Origin of the sequence: Stenotrophomonas sp. TWI377, from assembly GCF_039674525.1 — a bacterium.
In the GTDB taxonomy this organism is placed as follows: Bacteria; Pseudomonadota; Gammaproteobacteria; order Xanthomonadales; family Xanthomonadaceae; genus Stenotrophomonas.
In genome coordinates this window covers 22,311-39,021 of sequence record NZ_JBDJNT010000006.1, presented here as the reverse complement: position 1 = coordinate 39,021, position 16,711 = coordinate 22,311, and the positions used below count along the sequence as shown (strand labels likewise).

Genomic DNA, 16,711 nt, shown 5'->3' with positions numbered 1-16,711 from the left:
AACGGATCAGGCACCCGAAACCGGAAGCAGATCCAATACCTTGGCAACGACAGCGTCGATGCCAATACCACTGGTGTCGATGACGACGGCATCGTCTGCCGGCTTCAGGGGCGCCACTGTGCGCTGTGCATCACGGGCGTCGCGGGCCATGATCTCGCGCAGGAGGTCGTCAAAGTTAACCGAAACACCCTTGTCTTTCAACTGCTTATGCCGCCGCTCGGCCCGTTCCTCGGCGCTGGCGGTCAAAAACACCTTGAATGGAGCGTCCGGGAAGATGACCGTACCCATGTCCCGTCCGTCGGCGACCAGCCCCGGCTCCATCCTGAATGCGCGCTGGCGCTCTTTCAGCGCCGCCCGGACCTCCGGGATGGCGGCAATGGCCGAGGCCAGCGCGCCGGTGGTCTCCAGGCGCAGCTCGTCGGTGGCATCGGTCTCGTTGACCAGCACCCGCAGCCCGCCATCGGCCGATTCCACGAAGCGCACGTGGGTGTCGAAGGTGCAGCGCACCAGCGCCGAAGCGTCGGAGGTATCGATATCAGCCCAGCTGGCGGCCACGCCCACCGCCCGGTACAGGGCGCCCGAATCCAGGTAATGCCAGCCCAGGCGGCGTGCGACAATGCGGCTGACAGTGCCTTTGCCGGCCCCGGAAGGACCGTCGATGGTGAGCACGGATGGAAGCTGATTCATGGGTTTCCCGGTAGATGTGACCGCCCATTCTAGCCCCTGCCCGGGGCGCCCTGAGACTTTTTTGGCCCAACCACTTGAAAGGATGGGAAAAAGGCCGGTAGAATGGCGGGCTTGAACGGGCGTCACCTGCCGATTGTCATCTGCATATCGCGGCCGCGCTCCAACCGAATCCAACGTTTACGCCGAGGTATGCAATGAAAGTCCTGTCTTCCCTGAAGTCGGCCAAGACCCGTCACCGCGACTGCAAGGTCGTCCGTCGTCGCGGCAAGATCTTCGTGATCTGCAAGTCGAACCCGCGCTTCAAGGCTCGCCAGCGCTGAGCCGGCTGGCCTCACGGCCGCCATCGGTCCCCCACCGGACCGGGTGATGAACAAAAAGCCGCCTCCGGGCGGCTTTTTGCTGCCATTTTTGGTGTAATCGCCAAGTAGCTTACGACCGTTGGTCGTGAGACCTGCAGTCGTGAGACCTTCCGCATTCTTGACCACTGGGGAGTAGATCGAGATGAAGCGTTACCTGACCACCTTGCCGTTGCTGGCCGTACTGGCCGTTTCCAGCGCCCACGCCGACACGCTGCTGATCGACCGCAGCCGTGAAAAGCCCGCCGTCGCCCTGCCCGTCCGCGGCCAGAGCATGCAGCAGGTCCAGGCCCAGTTCGGCGACCCGGGCGAACGCCTGGAACCCCGCGGCGGGCAGAAGCGCCAGTGGCCCACGATCAACCGCTGGGTCTACCCGCAGTTCACCGTGTACTTCGAAAAGCAGAAGGTGATCGACGTGGTCGCCAACCGCGCCGACGCCAACGAGATCGGTCCGAAACCGCCGATCCGCTGACCCCTTTCCCTTTGCCCGCCAGCCGGCGGGCCATCGCACTGAGATCATGAACGACACGCTCCGCTTTCCGGCCGAATGGGAATCCCAGTCCGCCATCCTGATCGCCTGGCCCCACGCCGACACCGACTGGGCCGACCGCCTGGGTGACGTCGAGGACACCTACATCGCGCTCGTCGCGGCCATCACCCGCTTCCAGCCGATGGTGATCATCGTTGCCGACGACGACCTGGAGGCGTACGCCGATGCGCGCCTGCGTTCGAACCGGATCGACACGGACCGCGTGCGGTTCGTGACTGCCCAGTACGACGATACCTGGCTGCGCGACTCCGGTCCGATCACGCTCACGCGTGCCGATGGCGGCTTCCGCCTGCTGGATTTCCGCTTCACCGGCTGGGGCGGCAAGTTCGACGCCAGCCTGGATGACCAGCTGGTCGGCGTCCTGCACGCGGCGGGCCTGTTCAACAACGCGGAGCTGCAGAGCATTCCGTTCGCGCTGGAGGGCGGCGGCATCGAGACCGACGGCGCCGGCACCCTGCTGACCACCTGGCAGTGCCTGCACGAGCGTCATCCGGACCGCAGCCGCGACTCGCTCAGCGCCGACCTGGCCACCTGGCTGGCCCAGGACCGCGTGCTGTGGCTGGACCATGGCTATCTGGAAGGCGACGATACCGACGCCCACATCGATACCCTGGCCCGCTTCGCCTCGACCGACAGCATCGTCTACCAGGCCTGCGACGACGCCGGCGATTCGCACTACGCCGAACTGCAGGCGATGGGTGCCGAGCTGGCGGCGCTGCGTACCACCGACGGCCAGCCGTACCGCCTGTTCCCGCTGCCGTGGGCGCAGCCGGTGATCGACGATGGCCGCCGCCTGGCGGCTTCGTATGCGAACTACCTGATCCTCAACGGCGCGGTGCTGATGCCGGCCTACGGCGATGCGGCCGACGAAGCGGCGCGTGCGGTGTTGGCCCAGGCCTATCCGGACCGCGAGATCGTGCCGGTCCCGTGCCGTTCGCTGATCTGGCAGAACGGCAGCCTGCACTGCATCACGATGCAGCTGCCGGCGGGGTTGCTGGCCTGATCGACCAGTGAGCGCCTCGGCCTGGCGTGTCGGAGCGGGTCGGCAGCCGATGGAAGAGCGACAGCCCACGACCGAGGGTTGTGGCCTGTCCGCCGATGTTCCGGTCATCCTGCAGAGCCGGCCAGCGGCCGGCACTACCGAGGCGTGGGCGCTTTCCATTTAGCAGCCAGCACGCTGCGTGCACCCATCCGCGATAAACTGCGTTTTTCCCCTTGCAGGACCGTCTCCGGATGAGCTCACGCCACACCCTTTCCGTCGCCCTGATCCAGGAGCGCAACCACGGCGATGCCGAGGCCAATCTGGCCGTCATCGAAGCGCGCGTGGCTGAAGCGGCCGCGCAGGGTGCCAAGCTGATCCTGCTGCAGGAACTGCACAACGGCGCGTACTTCTGCCAGCACGAATCAGTGGATGAATTCGATCTGGCCGAGCCGATCCCGGGCCCGAGCACGGAGCGCCTGGGCGCGCTGGCCAGGAAGCATGGCGTGGTGATCGTCGGGTCGCTGTTCGAGCGTCGCGCTGCCGGGCTGTACCACAACACCGCGGTGGTCTTCGAGAAAGACGGCACCCTGCTCGGCAAGTACCGCAAGATGCACATCCCGGATGATCCGGGCTTCTACGAGAAGTTCTACTTCACCCCGGGCGATCTGGGCTTCACCCCGATCGATACCTCGGTGGGTCGCCTCGGCGTGCTCGTGTGCTGGGACCAGTGGTATCCGGAAGCGGCGCGCCTGATGGCGCTGGCCGGTGCCGAGCTGCTGCTCTATCCCACCGCGATCGGCTGGGACCCGGACGACCAGCGCGACGAACAGGGCCGCCAGCGTGATGCGTGGGTGCTGAGCCACCGCGGCCATGCCGTGGCCAACGGCGTGCCGGTGCTGAGCTGCAACCGCGTCGGCCATGAAGCCTCGCCGATGGGTGCTTCGGGCATCCAGTTCTGGGGCAACAGCCACGTGCTGGGCCCGCAGGGTGAATTCATCGCCGAAGCCGGTGGCGAGCCGACCGTGCTGGTCTGCGATGTGGACCTGCAGCGCAGCGAACACGTCCGCCGCATCTGGCCGTTCCTGCGTGATCGCCGCATCGATGCATACGGCGATCTGCTCAAGCGCTACATCGACTGACCGACCAGGACACCCCACCGTGACCGTGCACCTGCGCGATGCCACCGATGCCGATATCGCGGCCATCACCGCGATCTATGCGGTGGAAGTGACCGACTTCGTCAACACCTACGAGTACGAGATCCCGGAGGCGGCGGAAATGCACCGCCGCATGCAGGACATCGTTGGCCGCGGCTTTCCGTACATCGTGGCCGAGGTCGATGGCCAGGTGGCCGGCTATGCCTACGCCAATACCTACCGCGGCCGGATCGCCTATCAGTGGACCGTGGAGAACTCGGTCTATGTGGACGCGGCGTTCCAGGGCCGCGGTGTCGGCACCGCGCTGATGCAGGGCCTGATCGATGCCTGCGTCGCGCGCGGTTACCGGCAGATGGTGGCCGTCATCGGCGAGCCCACCAACACCGCCTCCATCAAACTGCACGAGCGTTTCGGTTTCCATACCGTCGGCGTTTTCCGCGGCCTCGGCCGCAAGCATGGCCGCTGGCTGGATACCGTCCAGATGCAGCGCGCGCTCGGCGATGGTGCCGACAGCGCCCCTTCGAATGAATGATGCAATGACCGATACCCTGATTGACGCCGGCGACACGTTGTTCGCCGGCCAGCCCGTCCGCATCGTCGAACGCGATGGCGTGCGCTACACCCTGCTGGGCACCGCGCACGTCTCGCAGGCCAGCGTGGAAGCGGTGGAGCGTGCGATCGAGAGTGGCCGCTTCGATGCGGTCGCGGTCGAACTGGACGCCCAGCGCCTGCAGGCACTGACCGATCCGGATGCGCTGGCCAAGCTGGACCTGGTCGAGGTAATCCGCAAGGGCCGCGTCGCCCTGTTCGCCGCCAACCTGGCCTTGGCCGCCTACCAGCGCCGCCTGGCCGAACAGCTCGAGATCGAGCCGGGTGCCGAGCTCAAGCGCGCGGTCACCCTGGCCAACGAACGCAACCTGCCCGTGCATCTGATCGACCGCGAGGTCGGCCTGACGTTCCGGCGTGCCTCGCAGCGCCTGGGCTTCTTCGGCAAGATCAAGCTGGTGATGGGCCTGGGCGCTGGCCTGTTCGCGTCCGAGGAAGTCGGCGAAGACGAGATCGAGAAGCTCAAGCAGGGCGACATGCTCGAAGCCAGCTTCGGCGAGTTCGCCAGCGAGAGCCCGGCCCTGTACGAAACCATCATCGGCGAGCGCGACCGCTACATGGCCACGCGCCTGCGCGAAGTGCACGATCCGGCCCAGCGCGAAGTGCTGGCCGTGGTCGGTGCCGGTCATCTGGCCGGGCTGGCCAGGTACCTGGAAACCGACACCGACGCGCCGGGCCCGCTGCGCGAGTCGCTGGAAGACGTGCCGAAGAAGCGCAACATCCCGTGGATCACGCTGGCGATCCTGGCCATCGTGCTGACCGGTATCGGCGTGGGCTTCTATCGCGGTGGCCTGGGTGTCGGCAGTGAGCTGCTGGCGGTCTGGGCGATGTACACCGGCGGTCTGGCCGGCCTGGGCTGCCTGTTGGCCGGCAGCCACCCGCTGAGCATCCTGACCGCGATCGTGGTGGCCCCGTTCAAGCCGTTCCGGCTGAGCATCCCGACCGGTGCGTTCTCGGCCCTGGTGGAAGCGCGCCTGCGCAAACCGGCCTACGAGGATTTCCTGAAGCTGCGCGACGATGCGCAGAGCGTCAAGGGCTGGTACCGCAACCGGGTGACCCGCGTGGTGCTGACCTTCATGCTGACCAACCTGGGCAGCATGCTCGGGTTGTGGCTGACCGGGTTCCAGGTGTGGGGCAAGGTCGCGGGGTGATTCCCGCGCCGGCTGTGAATCGAAAGGCCACGCAATGCGTGGCCTTTTTTGTGCACGCATGTGGGAACCGCGGGTAGTGCCGGCCGCTGGCCGGCTACGCACTTGGTGGTGCCGGCCGCTGGCCGGCTACGCACTTGGTGGTACCGGCCGCTGGCCGTCTCCTGTCTCCGGTCGATACCGCGTGAGCCGGCCAGCGGCCGGCACTACCGCCAAGCGTGTAATCCCTTGCCATGCGGCAGAATTGGGGGTTCTCAACGGCAGATCCACGCCATGCGTGGATGCGGTCCGCGAAAAAAGGAGGCCCGCCCAACGGGCCTCCATCCACCCTCAAATCGATTCTGCGCCCGGCTCGACCACCGGAGCATCCACGCCGCGGCCACGCGCGCGCCGGATGATCCGCGACACCGCCGTGCTCATGTCATCGAGCATCGCGTAGATGGTCGGCAGGAACAGCAGGCTCACCACCGTGGAGAACGCCAGGCCGCCAGCGATGGCGCGGGCCATCGGGTAGTACGGCGGACCATTGCCGAGCAGCTGGGTGTCGGTCATGGAGATCGGGATCATCGCCAGGATCGCGGTGCCCATCGTCATCATGATCGGGCGCAGGCGCTCGCGTGAGCCTTCCACCAGCGCCTGGGTCCGCCCCATCCCGCGACGGCGCAGGTTGTTGATGTGCTCGATCATCACGATGCCGTTGTTCACCACCACGCCCATCAACACCAGGATGCCGATGAAGGACATGATCCCGAACGAGGTGCCGGTGATCCAGAACAGCCAGAACACGCCGAAGATCGAGAACAGCACGCCGCTCATGATTGCCGCCGGGAACAGCAGCGACTCGAACACGGCCGCCATCACCACGTAGATCATCACCAATGCGATCACCAGATTGAACATCATCTGCGACATCGCCTGGTCGTCGTCGCCGTAGTCGCCGCCGTCGAAGCTGAAGGTGTAGCCGGCCGGGAAACTCATCGGCGTGAGCATCTCCTCCATGGCCTTGCGCCCTTCCGGCACGGTGACCTTCTCGGCCAGGTTGGCCTTGATGGTCAGCGTGGTCTGGCGGTTGGTGCGGCCGATCTGCGTGGCCGAGGGTTTGATCGCCACATCCACCAGGCTCAGCAGCGGCACCGAGCGGCCGTCACCGGTGCGCACGGTGTAGCTGGCCAGGTCTTCCGGACTGCTCTGCTCGGCCCCGGCGAAACGCACCCACACCGGCACTTCGCTGTCACCGCGGCGGAACTCGCGCAGCGGCGCGCCACGCAGGGCCAGGCCGACGAAACTGGCCACCTGCTCGGCATTGAAGCCGAACGCGGCCGCGCGCTCGCGGTCCACATGGATGGACAACTCGCTGCCCTTCTCGCCGTTGTCGATGCGCACGTCGCGCAGTTCCTTGCGCTGGGCCAGCAGCGGCACCACTTCCTCGCCGATCTCCTGCAGCATCTTGGTCGAGTCGCCGACCAGCTGCACCTGCACCTGGTTGTTGCCACCGCCGCCGCCGTCGCCCGAGTTGCCGACCACGTAATCGGCACGCGCCGACCGCGGCAGGCCCTTGCGCAGTGCCTCCTGCACGGCCGGCATGCTCTTGGCGTGCGCGGTATCGAAGGTCACGATCGTGCTGCTGCCTTCCTGCTCGCTGTACCAGGAATACACCTGGGTGATGTGCAGCGCCTCGCGGTTGTCATCCAGGTAGCGTTCGACGCGTGCCACTTCCTCGGACATCTGCCCGAAGGTATAGGCGCCCTTCCAGTTGTACCCGATGAACACCTCGTGGCCACCCTCGCCACCGAACATGTCGATCTTGGTCAGCTTCATCGGCACCAGGCTGATCAGGATCACCATCAGGATGCCGAACACGCTCCAACCGCGATGCTCCAGCGTCCACTGCAGCAGTGTGGCGTAGCGGCGCTGCAGGCGGGCGATCACCCCGCTGTCCGAATGCACCAGCTTGGGCGTCTGCATACGCGCGGACAGCATCGGGATCAGGCTCACCGCGACCAGCCAGGAGGCCAGCAGCGAGACCGAGATCGTGATGGCGATCTGCGACATGAAGATGCTGATGTTGTTGGTCTCGCCGAACAGGTTCGGCACGAACACGATGCAGTGGCACAGCGTGCCGGCGCTCAGCGCGATGGCCACGTTGCGGGTGCCGATGATCGAGGCCAGCCGTGGCTGGTCAGGCATCCGCTCACGTTCCTGGTAAATGCTCTCCACCACCACCACGGCGTTGTCCACCAGCATGCCGACCGCCAGCAGCAGGCCCATCATGGTCAGGATGTTGAGCGTGACGCCGGCGAAATACATGAAGCCCAGCGTGATCACGAAACAGATCGGGATCGCCAGGGTCACCATCAGCGTGGAGGGCCAATGGCGCAGGAAGAAGAACAGCACCGTGATCGACAACAGCAGGCCCACTGCACCCGCCTCGGCCAGCTCCAGCAGCGAAGACGTCACCATCTTGCCCTGGTTGTCGATCACCTTGATCTGCACATCGCGCATCGAGGGCTGCGTGCGGATCGCCTCCACTTCCGCCAGCGCGGCACGCGAGACCTCCACCAGGTTGGCGCTGCGCTCCTTGTAGATATCCAGGCCGACGGCCGGGTTGCCGTCCAGGCGGCGACCGTAGTTCATGCGCGTGGGCTTGAGCCGGATCTCGGCGATGTCGCCCAGGCGCAGGCCCTTGGTGTCGATCACCAGATCGCGCAGTTCCTGCAGGTCGGTGATCTCGCCCACCGGCTGGATGCGCACGCGCTGGCCGTTGTCGTCGATCTGCCCGGCCGAGATCGAGAAGTTCAGCGTGCGCAGGCGATCGCTGAGCTCGTTGATGCTCAGGTTGTGCGCGGTCAACCGGTCCGGGCTGATCGCGATCTCGACCTCGTTCGGCGGGGCACCGGAGATGTTGACCCGCGCCACCCCCGGGATGCGCTCGATCCGCCGCTTGAACTCGCGGTCGAGCATGTCGTATGCGCCGGTCAGGTCGGTGGCACTGGCCAGGCGCACCTTCAGCACCGGGTCATCGCTGCTGGACCACTTGAACACGTTGTAGCGCTGCAGGTCGTCAGGCAGGTCGCTGCGGATCGCATCGATGCGCTCGCGGGCATCGGAGGCCGCGATGGCGATGTCGCGGTCCCAGTCGGTGAACTCGATGAAGATGCTGGCACCTTCGGAGGTGGCCGAGGAGCGCATGCGCTTGATCCCGGTCATCGTTGCCAGCGCTTCTTCGGTGGGCCGGATGATGTTGCGCTCGACCTCTTCCGGCGTGGAACCGGTGTACGGGACCTGCACGAACAGGAATGGCGCGGAGATGTCCGGCAGTGCTTCCAGCGGCAGCCGGAACGAGGCGATCAGGCCCACCACCGCCAACGACACAAAACACATGATCGTGGTGATGGGCCGGCGGATGGAGAACTCGGCAATGCTCATGCCGGCTCCTGTGCGGTGTCATGGCCGGCATCGGCCAGCGGCGTCTTGAGGTGCCGGCCACGCGCGCGGTAGTAGGCGTCGCCACGACGATCCAGCAGGTCGTACACCACCGGGATCACCACCAGGGTCAGCAGGGTGGAGACCAGCAGGCCACCGATCACGGTGATCGCCATCGGCGCACGCACTTCGGCGCCTTCGCCCATCGCCACCGCCAGCGGCAGGAAGCCGAACAGCGTGCACAGGGTGGTCATGATGATCGGCCGCAGGCGGGAGCGCGCGCCTTCCACCAACGCCTCGCGCTTGGGCACACCGGCCTCGCGCAGCTGGTTGACCTTGTCGATCAGGATGATCGCGTTCTTGGTCACCAGGCCCACCAGCAGGATCAACCCGATGAACACGACCACCGAGATCGGCTTGCCGGTCAGCATCAACGCCAGGATCGCACCGACCAGCGCCAGCGGGATGGTGAACAGGATGACGAACGGGTGCAGCAGCGACTCGAACTGCGAGGCCATCACCAGATACACCAGGAAGATGGCCAGGCCGAAGGCGAAGATCAGCGAGCGCGCCGAATCGGCCAGCTCCTCACCCTGGCCGCCGATGTGCATGCCCACACCGGCACCCAGCGGCTGCTTGGCGACCATGTCCTGCACTTCGCGCACGGCGCCGCCCAGGTCGATATCGCGCAGGTTGGCCGAGACTACCGCCACGCGGGTCTGATCGGCGCGATGGATCTCGCTCGGGCCGTTGGTGGCGACCACCTCGGCCACCGAATCCAGCGTCACCGGCCGGTTGCTGCCCGGATTGACGATCAGCCGGCGGATGCTGTCCACGCTGGCCCGGTCGCCTTCCTGGGCACGGACCAGCACGTCGATCTTGCGGTCGCGGAAGCTGTAGCGCGTGGCCACATCACCGCGCACCTTCTTGACCACCACATCGGCGATCTGCCGCGTGGTCAGGCCCAAGGCACCGGCGCGCTCCTGGTCGAAGCGGATCTGGATCTCCGGGAAGCCCTCTTCCACCGTGGATTTGACGTCTGCGTAGTGCGGGTTGTTGCGCAGCATCGCGGCCAGCGCCTTGCCGGCCGTTTCCAGCGTGGCCATGTCCTGGCCGCGCAGTTCCACTTCCAGCGGGGTGGAGAAGCTGAAGAGCGCCGGGCGGGCGAAATCGACCTGCACGCCGGGATGCTGCTGCATCGACTCACGCAGACGCTCGGTGATCGCCGCTTCGGTGCGTGCGTTGCCGCCACCGGCCATCACCACGGTCAGCTTGCCGATGTTTTCGCCACTCTCGGTCGGGCTGGCATCCAGGCGCGTGCCGCTGCCACTGACGCCGTACAACGAGGCGATGCTGTCGTCCTTGGCATGGGCCAGCTGCATCTCGCGGACCAGTGCATCGGTCTGCTTCAGCGGCGTGCCGGCCGGCAGCTTGGCGGTCATTTCGAAGCGGTCCTGGGCCAGCTGCGGGATCAGATCCGCACCCAGCATCGGCACCAGCGCCATCGTGCCGACGAAGGCCAGCGCGGCCAGACCCAGCACCTTGCCCGGGTGGTGCAGCGCGCCCGGCAGCAGCTTCAGGTAACCGCGTTCGGCACCGGCGTACGGCTTCATCGCCACATCGCTGGCCTTGCGCATCACCGGGCCGACCACGGCCACCAGACCGCGCCAGACGCGGATCACCGACCAGGCCATCCCGAAGCAGATCCAGCGCACCAGCGTGCCTACGCCACGACGGCTGCCGGCGACCGGCTTCAACCAGCGGCTGTCCGGCTGCCACGGCTGATGCGCGGGTTCTTCCGGGAAGGCCAGCGGTGGGCGGCCCTTGAGCGAGCTCAGCATCGGGATCAGGGTCATCGAGACCAACAGCGAGATCGCGATCGCGATCGCCACGGTCAGCGCCTGGTCGCGGAACAGCTGGCCGGCGATGCCATCCACGAACACCAGCGGCAGGAACACCGCGATGGTGGTCAGGGTCGAGGCGACCACGGCCATGCTCACTTCACGGGTGCCGACGATGGCGGCCTGCAGGATGCTCAGGCCACGCTCGCGCGCCTTGGCGATGCTCTCCAGCACCACGATGGAGTCGTCCACCACCAGGCCGGTGGCCAGCGCCAGACCGCCCAGCGACATCACGTTCAAGCTCAGGCCGAGCTGGCCCATGAAGAAGAACGTGGTGATGATCGAGACCGGCAGTGACAGGCTGATCACAAACGTGCTCCAGCCATCGCGCAGGAACAGGAAGATGATCAGAATGGCGAGGATGCCGCCGATCACGGCGTCTTTCTTGACGTCGCTGATGGCGTGTTCGATGAAGCGCGACTGGTCTTCGATCGTGGTCAGCTCGGCATCGCCGGGCACCTGGCCCTTGATCTGCTCCAGCCGCGCACGCAGCGCTTCGGCGGTCGACACCGTGTTGGCATCGCCCTCCTTGTAGATCGCCAGCTCGACCGCTTCCTTGCCACCCAGACGGATGATCGCTTCGCGTTCCTTGTAGCCCTGGCGCACGGTGGCGACATCCTTCAGCCGCACCGGCACGCCGTTGGCGATGTTGGTGGAGCTGCTGCTGGATGCGCTCTGCGCGGCCGAGGCGGCGGCCACGGCGGCATCCGAGCCGGTCGAGGCGGCGATGGCGAACATCTGCTGCATCGCTGCATCGGCCGCGCTGCCGTTGCTGCTCTGGGTGGTCACCAGCAGGTTGCGGATGTCCTCCAGATCGGCGAACTGGTTGACGGTGCGCACCAGGTAACGCTGCGAGCCTTCCTCCAGGCGACCGCCGGAGATGTTGATGTTCTCTTCCTTGAGCCGCTTGATGACATTGTCGATCGGCAGGTTGAGCTGGGCCAGCTTCTGCTGGTCGATGTCGACCTGGATTTCATCCTCCAGACCGCCGCCGACCTTGACCGCCGCCACGCCGGTGACCGGCTCCAGCTTCTTTTTCAGGTCTTCATCGGCGTAGCGGCGCAGCTCGGTGAGCTGGCGCACGGCCTCGGCATCGCTGGACGGATCGGTCTTCGCCGAGATCACCAGCCGCATGATCGGTTCGGTGGACGGATTGAAGCGCAGCAGCACCGGGGACTTCGCCTCCAGCGGCAGGTTCAGCGCTTCCATCTTGTCGCGCACCTCCAGGCTGGCCTGGTCCATGTTGGTGCCCCAGGCGAACTCGAGCACCACATCGCTCTGGCCGGTACGCGAAATCGATTTGAGCTTGCGCAGGTTCTTGACCACGCCGACGGCTTCTTCGACCGGCTCGGTGATCAGCGTTTCGATTTCCGCCGGCGCTGCACCGGTGTATTCGGTGCGCACGGTCAGGGTCGGGTAGCTCAGGTCGGGCAGCAGATTGACCTTGAGATTGCCCAGCGCGATGAAGCCGAACAGCATCAGCGTGACGGTGAACATCGCGATGGTGACGCGGCGGCGGGTGGCGAATTCCACCAGGCCGCCGCCCTGGGCACCGGGGCGCTCGCCCTGGTGCGGACCATTGCCGTGGTCGTTGCCGGCCGCTGTCATTGACGGCTCTCCGCCTTGGCCGGCGCCGGCTTGGCGACGGCAGTGGCGGCCGGCTTGGCGCCGATCACCTGCACCGCGGTGCCGTCACGCAGCGCCACCTTGCCGGCCGTAACCACCTGGTCGCCGGCGGCCAGGCCCTCGCGGATTTCCACCCACGGGCCTTCGGCATAGCCCAGCTTGACCGGCACGCGTGCGGCCTTGCCCTCGCGCACGCGGAATACCGCCGGCTCGCCATCGTCGAGCAGTGCGATCCGCGGCACCACCAGAGCATCGGCACGCTGGTCGTAGTCGATACGGATGCGGCCGAACATGCCCGGCTGAAGGCCTTCAGCATCTTCGCCAAAGCCGCTGACCACGCGGAAGGTGCCGCTGCCGGCATCGACCACCGGCGAGATGCGGTCCACCGTGCCCGGGAAGGTCTTGCCCGGCAGCGCGTCGGCGATCAGCGTGACCGGCTGGCCCGGGCGCAGCGTGGCCAGCTCGCGCTCGGGCACGTTGAGCGTGGCTTCCAGGCGCGAGTTGTCGACGATGCGGAAGATCGGTGTGTTGATCTGCACGAAGTTGCCGGTCTTGATCGAGCGCGAGGCGATCACGCCCGAGATCGGCGCGACCACCGTGGTGTAGGACAGTTCGAGCGTGGCCAGGCGGTACTGCGCGCGGGCGTTGTCGAGGTCGTACTTGATCTGGTCGACATCGGCGGCGCTGACCATCTGCTCGCCGACCAGCTTGTGGGCACGCTGGTAATTGTTCTCCAGCTTGCGCATCTGCGCTTCGCTCTGGGCAACCGCCAGGCGCGCACGGTCCGGGTCCAGCCGCACCAGCGGCTGGCCGGCACGTACCTGCTGCCCTTCTTCGACCAGAACGACCAGCGCGACGCCAGAGGTCTTGGCGACCACCTGCGACTCGCCCCGCGGTTCCAGTGCGGCCGTGCCGGTATAGCTGGCGGCGACGGCGCGACGGCTGGCAGCGACGGCTTCGACCGGTACCGCATCGACCTTCTTCTCGGCCTTGCCGTCCTTTTCAGCAGCGTTGGCTTCGGCGGGGCCGGCGCCACCGCAGCCGCTCAGCAGCAGGGTGGAGGTGATCAGCAGTGCAGCGGCACAGCGTCCGGTGCGGCCGAGCAGGAAAGTGTGTCGCGACATCGTCGTGTCCCTAAGGATGCGTGGGCAGGTGTGGTAGCAAAGTAATGCACCACGTCACGACCACACCATATCCCAAAGGTCATGGTGACCTGCGGCGACGGCTTCCCGGGCCCGGTTTCAGCTAGATGAAATGGCAGGCTATACTCGGCCCAGTTCCGTACCCCACGCCGGAACGACCAGACCCGTTTATCGGAAAAGGACATCATGCGCCCGCAGCCGCTCGCCGCTTGTCTCGTTCTGGCCGTCCTCCTGCCCCTCGGGGCCGCCGCACAGGCCGCAACACCCGCTCCTGCAGTACCCGCCACCCCCGCTCCGGCCGCCACCGCGCCGGCGCCCGCCGCCGTCACCGGCCGGTTCGACAATGGCCGGGTCCTGGCGTACACGTGCCAGGGGTGCCACGGCATCACCGGGTACAAGAACGCCTACCCCAGCTACAAGGTGCCCAAGATCGGCGGGCAGACCCGTGAGTACCTCAGCCAGGCGCTGACCGAGTACCGCCACGGCAAGCGCAAGCATCCGACGATGCAGGCGCAGTCGATGAGTTTCAGCGAACAGGAGATCGCCGATCTCGCTGTTTACCTGTCCACCGTCAAATAAGCGCGCTCATGTCGAAAGCCACGCCACTCCAGCGTTACGCCATCGCCCTGTCCGTTGCCCTGCTGATGACTGCGTGCTCGCAGTCACAGGTGGAGAACAGCGCAGATTCCGCCGCCGATCCGGGCCACGCCAGTGGTGAACACGGGTCCGGCTCCTCCGCCGGCCTGCCGGCCGGCCGCATCGCCGCCGGTGAGGCGCGTGCCCAGGTCAAGGGCAAAGCCACCGGCCAGAGCTGCATCGACTGCCACGGGGCGGACGGCAACAAGCCGATCGACCCGACCTACCCGAAACTGGGTGGGCAGTACGGGGATTACCTGGCGCACAGCCTGCAGGCCTACCGCGCGGGGGATCGCCAGCACGCGCTGATGACCCCGCAGGCGACCGACCTGAGTGATCAGGACATCGCCGATCTGGCGGCCTATTTCGGCTCACGGCCGACCCAGCTGCGGGATCTGCACGGCTTGAAGTGACGGCGGTAGAGCCGACCGTTGGTCGGCTGCCTTCCGTCCGGGCGCCATGAGGTAGTGCTGGCCGCTGGCCGGCTCTCCGCTGGATTGCCTGGAGCCGGCCAGCGGCCGGCACTACCGGTATGGCAACGCCAGCCGACCAACGGTCGGCTCTACATCGATCGCTGGATCAGGCGTCCAGCTCTTCCCAGCGCGCGTACGCGGCATCCAGCTCGGCCTGCACCTTGGCGAGCTTCGCATTGTGCGCGGCCATGTCGGGCGCGCTGCGCTGATAGAACGCCGGGTCGTTCATCGCGGCGGTGAGGCCTTCGACGTCCTTCTCCAGCGTTTCGATCTTCAGCGGCAGCTGTTCCAGCTCGCGCGCGTCCTTGTAGCTCAGCTTGCGCTTGGGCTCGGCCGGCGCGGCAGCAGCGGCGGCCGCAGCAACCGGCTTGGCCGCCACCACCGGTGCGGACGCAGCCGCGGCGGCCACGCGTGCAGCATGGCGCTGCCAATCGGTGTAGCCGCCGACGTACTCGCCGACCACGCCGTCGCCTTCCATCACCATCGTGGAGGTCACCACGTTGTCCAGGAAGTCACGGTCATGGCTGACCAGCAGCAACGTGCCGGTGTAATCGCTCAGCAGCTCTTCGAGCAGCTCGAGGGTTTCCACGTCCAGATCGTTGGTCGGTTCATCCATCACCAGCAGGTTGGACGGCTGCGCGAACAGCTTGGCCAGCAGCAGGCGGTTGCGCTCACCACCGGACAAACGGGTGATCGGCGCGCGGGCGCGCTCGGGCGAGAACAGGAAGTCCTGCAGGTAGGCGTGCACGTGCTTGCGCTTGCCGTTGAACTCGATGAAATCGCGGCCCTCGGCCACGTTCTCGATCGCGGTCCAGTCTTCGCGCAGCACCGCACGGTACTGGTCGAAATACGCGATCTGCAGGTTGGTACCGGCGCGCACTTCGCCGCTCTGCGGCTGCAGGTCGCCCAGCAGCAGCTTGAGCAGCGTGGTCTTGCCGCTGCCGTTCGGCCCGATCAGGCCGATGCGGTCGCCGCGCAGGATGACGGTGCTGAAGTCCTTGACCATCACGCGCTCGCCGAAGGCGAACGAGATGTCCTTGACGTCGATCACCTTCTTGCCGGAGTTCTCCGCCTGCGCCGCTTCCATGCGCACGTTGCCGCCGAGTTCGCGGCGCTGCGAGCGATCGTTGCGCATTGCCTTGAGGCGGCGCACACGGCCTTCGTCGCGGGTGCGGCGGGCCTTGATGCCCTGGCGGATCCAGATCTCTTCCTGCGCAAGCAGTTTGTCGAAGCGTGCGTTTTCCTGCGCCTGCGCGTTCATGCGCTCTTCGCGGCGGCGTTCGTAGTTGGCCCAGTCGCCCGGCCAGCTGGTGACCTGGCCGCGGTCGATCTCGACAATGCGGGTGGCCAGTGCACGCAGGAAGCGACGGTCATGGGTGACGAACACCACGCTGCCGTTCCAGTTCTTGAGGAACATTTCGAGCCAGTCGATGGCTTCGATGTCCAGGTGGTTGGTCGGTTCGTCGAGCAGCAGCAGATCCGGCGAGGACACCAGCGCGCGGCCCAGCAGCACGCGGCGCTTCATGCCGCCGGACAGGCGCGCGAATTCGGCCTCGCCATCCAGGTCGAGCTTGGTCAGGGTTTCGCTGACGCGCTGGTCCAGGCCCCAGCCGTTGGCGGCGTCGATCTTGGCCTGCACGGCCGACAGCGCATCGCCGTCGAAATCGTCGGCCATGCTCAGGTGATGGAATTCGGCCAGCCACTGGCCCAGTTCGCCCAGGCCGTCGGCGACCACGTCGAAGACGCTGCCGGCGGCACCGTGCGGCACCTCCTGTTCCAGGCGGGTGATGCGCACCCCCTGCTGCACGCGGACTTCGCCATCATCGGGCTTGTGATCGCCGGACAGCAGTTTGAGCAGGGTCGATTTGCCGGCGCCATTGCGCCCGATCAGGGCGATACGCTCGCCCGGCTCGATCGACAGTTCGGCTTTTTCCAGCAACAGGGGGCCGCCGACGCTGAAGTCGACGTTTTGCAGAGTAATCAGAGGCATCTGACCATTGTACGGTCTGACGGCAACCGCGTCG

General features: G+C 66.5%; 13 protein-coding genes. 8 read left to right on the top strand and 5 right to left on the bottom strand.

From position 1 onward, the window contains the following. Positions 1–6 precede the first annotated feature (6 nt). Positions 7–687 carry a (d)CMP kinase gene (cmk, locus tag ABE546_RS07480; protein WP_046273768.1) on the bottom strand — a complete coding sequence of 227 codons (681 nt, stop codon included), beginning with the start codon at positions 685–687 and terminating at the stop codon, positions 7–9. A 194-nt stretch (positions 688–881) separates the two neighbouring features. Here cmk and ykgO point away from each other — a divergent pair, with 194 nt between their 5' ends. The 6 genes from ykgO to ABE546_RS07450 all read left to right on the top strand — a co-directional run bounded on the left by ykgO (position 882) and on the right by ABE546_RS07450 (position 5,489). Beyond that, entirely contained in the window at positions 882–1,007 is a 126-nt protein-coding gene (ykgO, locus tag ABE546_RS07475) for a type B 50S ribosomal protein L36 (RefSeq protein WP_057628212.1), read from the top strand. Between the two features lie 181 nt (positions 1,008–1,188). Then, positions 1,189–1,515, top strand: coding sequence for a hypothetical protein (locus ABE546_RS07470; RefSeq protein WP_123729053.1), 327 nt, complete (start codon positions 1,189–1,191; stop codon positions 1,513–1,515). Positions 1,516–1,561: 46 nt separating this feature from the next. Further along, the gene (locus ABE546_RS07465) at positions 1,562–2,596 is read left to right on the top strand and encodes an agmatine deiminase family protein (protein ID WP_346463075.1); all 1,035 of its coding nucleotides are present in this window, start codon (positions 1,562–1,564) and stop codon (positions 2,594–2,596) included. Between the two features lie 230 nt (positions 2,597–2,826). Then, entirely contained in the window at positions 2,827–3,714 is an 888-nt protein-coding gene (locus ABE546_RS07460; protein ID WP_152151648.1) for a carbon-nitrogen hydrolase, read from the top strand. 19 nt (positions 3,715–3,733) lie between these two features. Continuing rightward, on the top strand, positions 3,734–4,264 hold the full coding sequence (locus tag ABE546_RS07455) for an N-acetyltransferase family protein (RefSeq protein ID WP_313218056.1): 531 nt from the start codon (positions 3,734–3,736) through the stop codon (positions 4,262–4,264). A 4-nt stretch (positions 4,265–4,268) separates the two neighbouring features. Next, the gene (locus ABE546_RS07450; protein ID WP_123729051.1) at positions 4,269–5,489 is read left to right on the top strand and encodes a TraB/GumN family protein; all 1,221 of its coding nucleotides are present in this window, start codon (positions 4,269–4,271) and stop codon (positions 5,487–5,489) included. Positions 5,490–5,816: 327 nt separating this feature from the next. On the opposite strand, the gene ABE546_RS07445 is transcribed toward ABE546_RS07450, so the two are convergent. The 3 genes from ABE546_RS07445 to ABE546_RS07435 are packed head-to-tail and all read right to left on the bottom strand — an operon-like array spanning position 5,817 to position 13,560. After that, positions 5,817–8,912, bottom strand: coding sequence for an efflux RND transporter permease subunit (locus tag ABE546_RS07445; protein WP_346463073.1), 3,096 nt, complete (start codon positions 8,910–8,912; stop codon positions 5,817–5,819). After that, on the bottom strand, positions 8,909–12,418 hold the full coding sequence (locus ABE546_RS07440; RefSeq protein WP_346463071.1) for an efflux RND transporter permease subunit: 3,510 nt from the start codon (positions 12,416–12,418) through the stop codon (positions 8,909–8,911). Before ABE546_RS07440 ends, ABE546_RS07445 begins: the two co-directional genes overlap by 4 nt. Then, on the bottom strand, positions 12,415–13,560 hold the full coding sequence (locus ABE546_RS07435; protein WP_313211586.1) for an efflux RND transporter periplasmic adaptor subunit: 1,146 nt from the start codon (positions 13,558–13,560) through the stop codon (positions 12,415–12,417). The genes ABE546_RS07440 and ABE546_RS07435 overlap by 4 nt, the downstream gene beginning before the upstream one ends. A 204-nt stretch (positions 13,561–13,764) precedes the next feature. Between ABE546_RS07435 and ABE546_RS07430 the strand changes: the two genes are divergently transcribed. Both ABE546_RS07430 and ABE546_RS07425 read left to right on the top strand, forming a co-directional pair. Then, a complete protein-coding gene (locus tag ABE546_RS07430) occupies positions 13,765–14,157 on the top strand; it encodes a c-type cytochrome (RefSeq protein WP_019183109.1) in 393 nt (130 codons plus the stop codon). An 8-nt stretch (positions 14,158–14,165) separates the two neighbouring features. Continuing rightward, entirely contained in the window at positions 14,166–14,627 is a 462-nt protein-coding gene (locus tag ABE546_RS07425; RefSeq protein WP_019183110.1) for a cytochrome c, read from the top strand. 166 nt (positions 14,628–14,793) lie between these two features. Here ABE546_RS07425 and ABE546_RS07420 read toward each other — a convergent pair whose 3' ends face one another. Then, positions 14,794–16,677: an ATP-binding cassette domain-containing protein gene (locus ABE546_RS07420; protein WP_313211584.1), complete on the bottom strand. Its 1,884-nt coding sequence runs from the start codon at positions 16,675–16,677 to the stop codon at positions 14,794–14,796. Positions 16,678–16,711: the final 34 nt, after the last annotated feature.

Coding starts and splice junctions, on each gene's coding strand:
- cmk (WP_046273768.1), bottom strand. CDS start 687: ATGAATCAGCTTCCATCCGTGCTCACCATCGACGGTCCTTCCGGGGCC.
- ykgO (WP_057628212.1), top strand. CDS start 882: ATGAAAGTCCTGTCTTCCCTGAAGTCGGCCAAGACCCGTCACCGCGAC.
- ABE546_RS07470 (WP_123729053.1), top strand. CDS start 1,189: ATGAAGCGTTACCTGACCACCTTGCCGTTGCTGGCCGTACTGGCCGTT.
- ABE546_RS07465 (WP_346463075.1), top strand. CDS start 1,562: ATGAACGACACGCTCCGCTTTCCGGCCGAATGGGAATCCCAGTCCGCC.
- ABE546_RS07460 (WP_152151648.1), top strand. CDS start 2,827: ATGAGCTCACGCCACACCCTTTCCGTCGCCCTGATCCAGGAGCGCAAC.
- ABE546_RS07450 (WP_123729051.1), top strand. CDS start 4,269: ATGACCGATACCCTGATTGACGCCGGCGACACGTTGTTCGCCGGCCAG.
- ABE546_RS07445 (WP_346463073.1), bottom strand. CDS start 8,912: ATGAGCATTGCCGAGTTCTCCATCCGCCGGCCCATCACCACGATCATG.
- ABE546_RS07440 (WP_346463071.1), bottom strand. CDS start 12,418: ATGACAGCGGCCGGCAACGACCACGGCAATGGTCCGCACCAGGGCGAG.
- ABE546_RS07435 (WP_313211586.1), bottom strand. CDS start 13,560: ATGTCGCGACACACTTTCCTGCTCGGCCGCACCGGACGCTGTGCCGCT.
- ABE546_RS07430 (WP_019183109.1), top strand. CDS start 13,765: ATGCGCCCGCAGCCGCTCGCCGCTTGTCTCGTTCTGGCCGTCCTCCTG.
- ABE546_RS07425 (WP_019183110.1), top strand. CDS start 14,166: ATGTCGAAAGCCACGCCACTCCAGCGTTACGCCATCGCCCTGTCCGTT.
- ABE546_RS07420 (WP_313211584.1), bottom strand. CDS start 16,677: ATGCCTCTGATTACTCTGCAAAACGTCGACTTCAGCGTCGGCGGCCCC.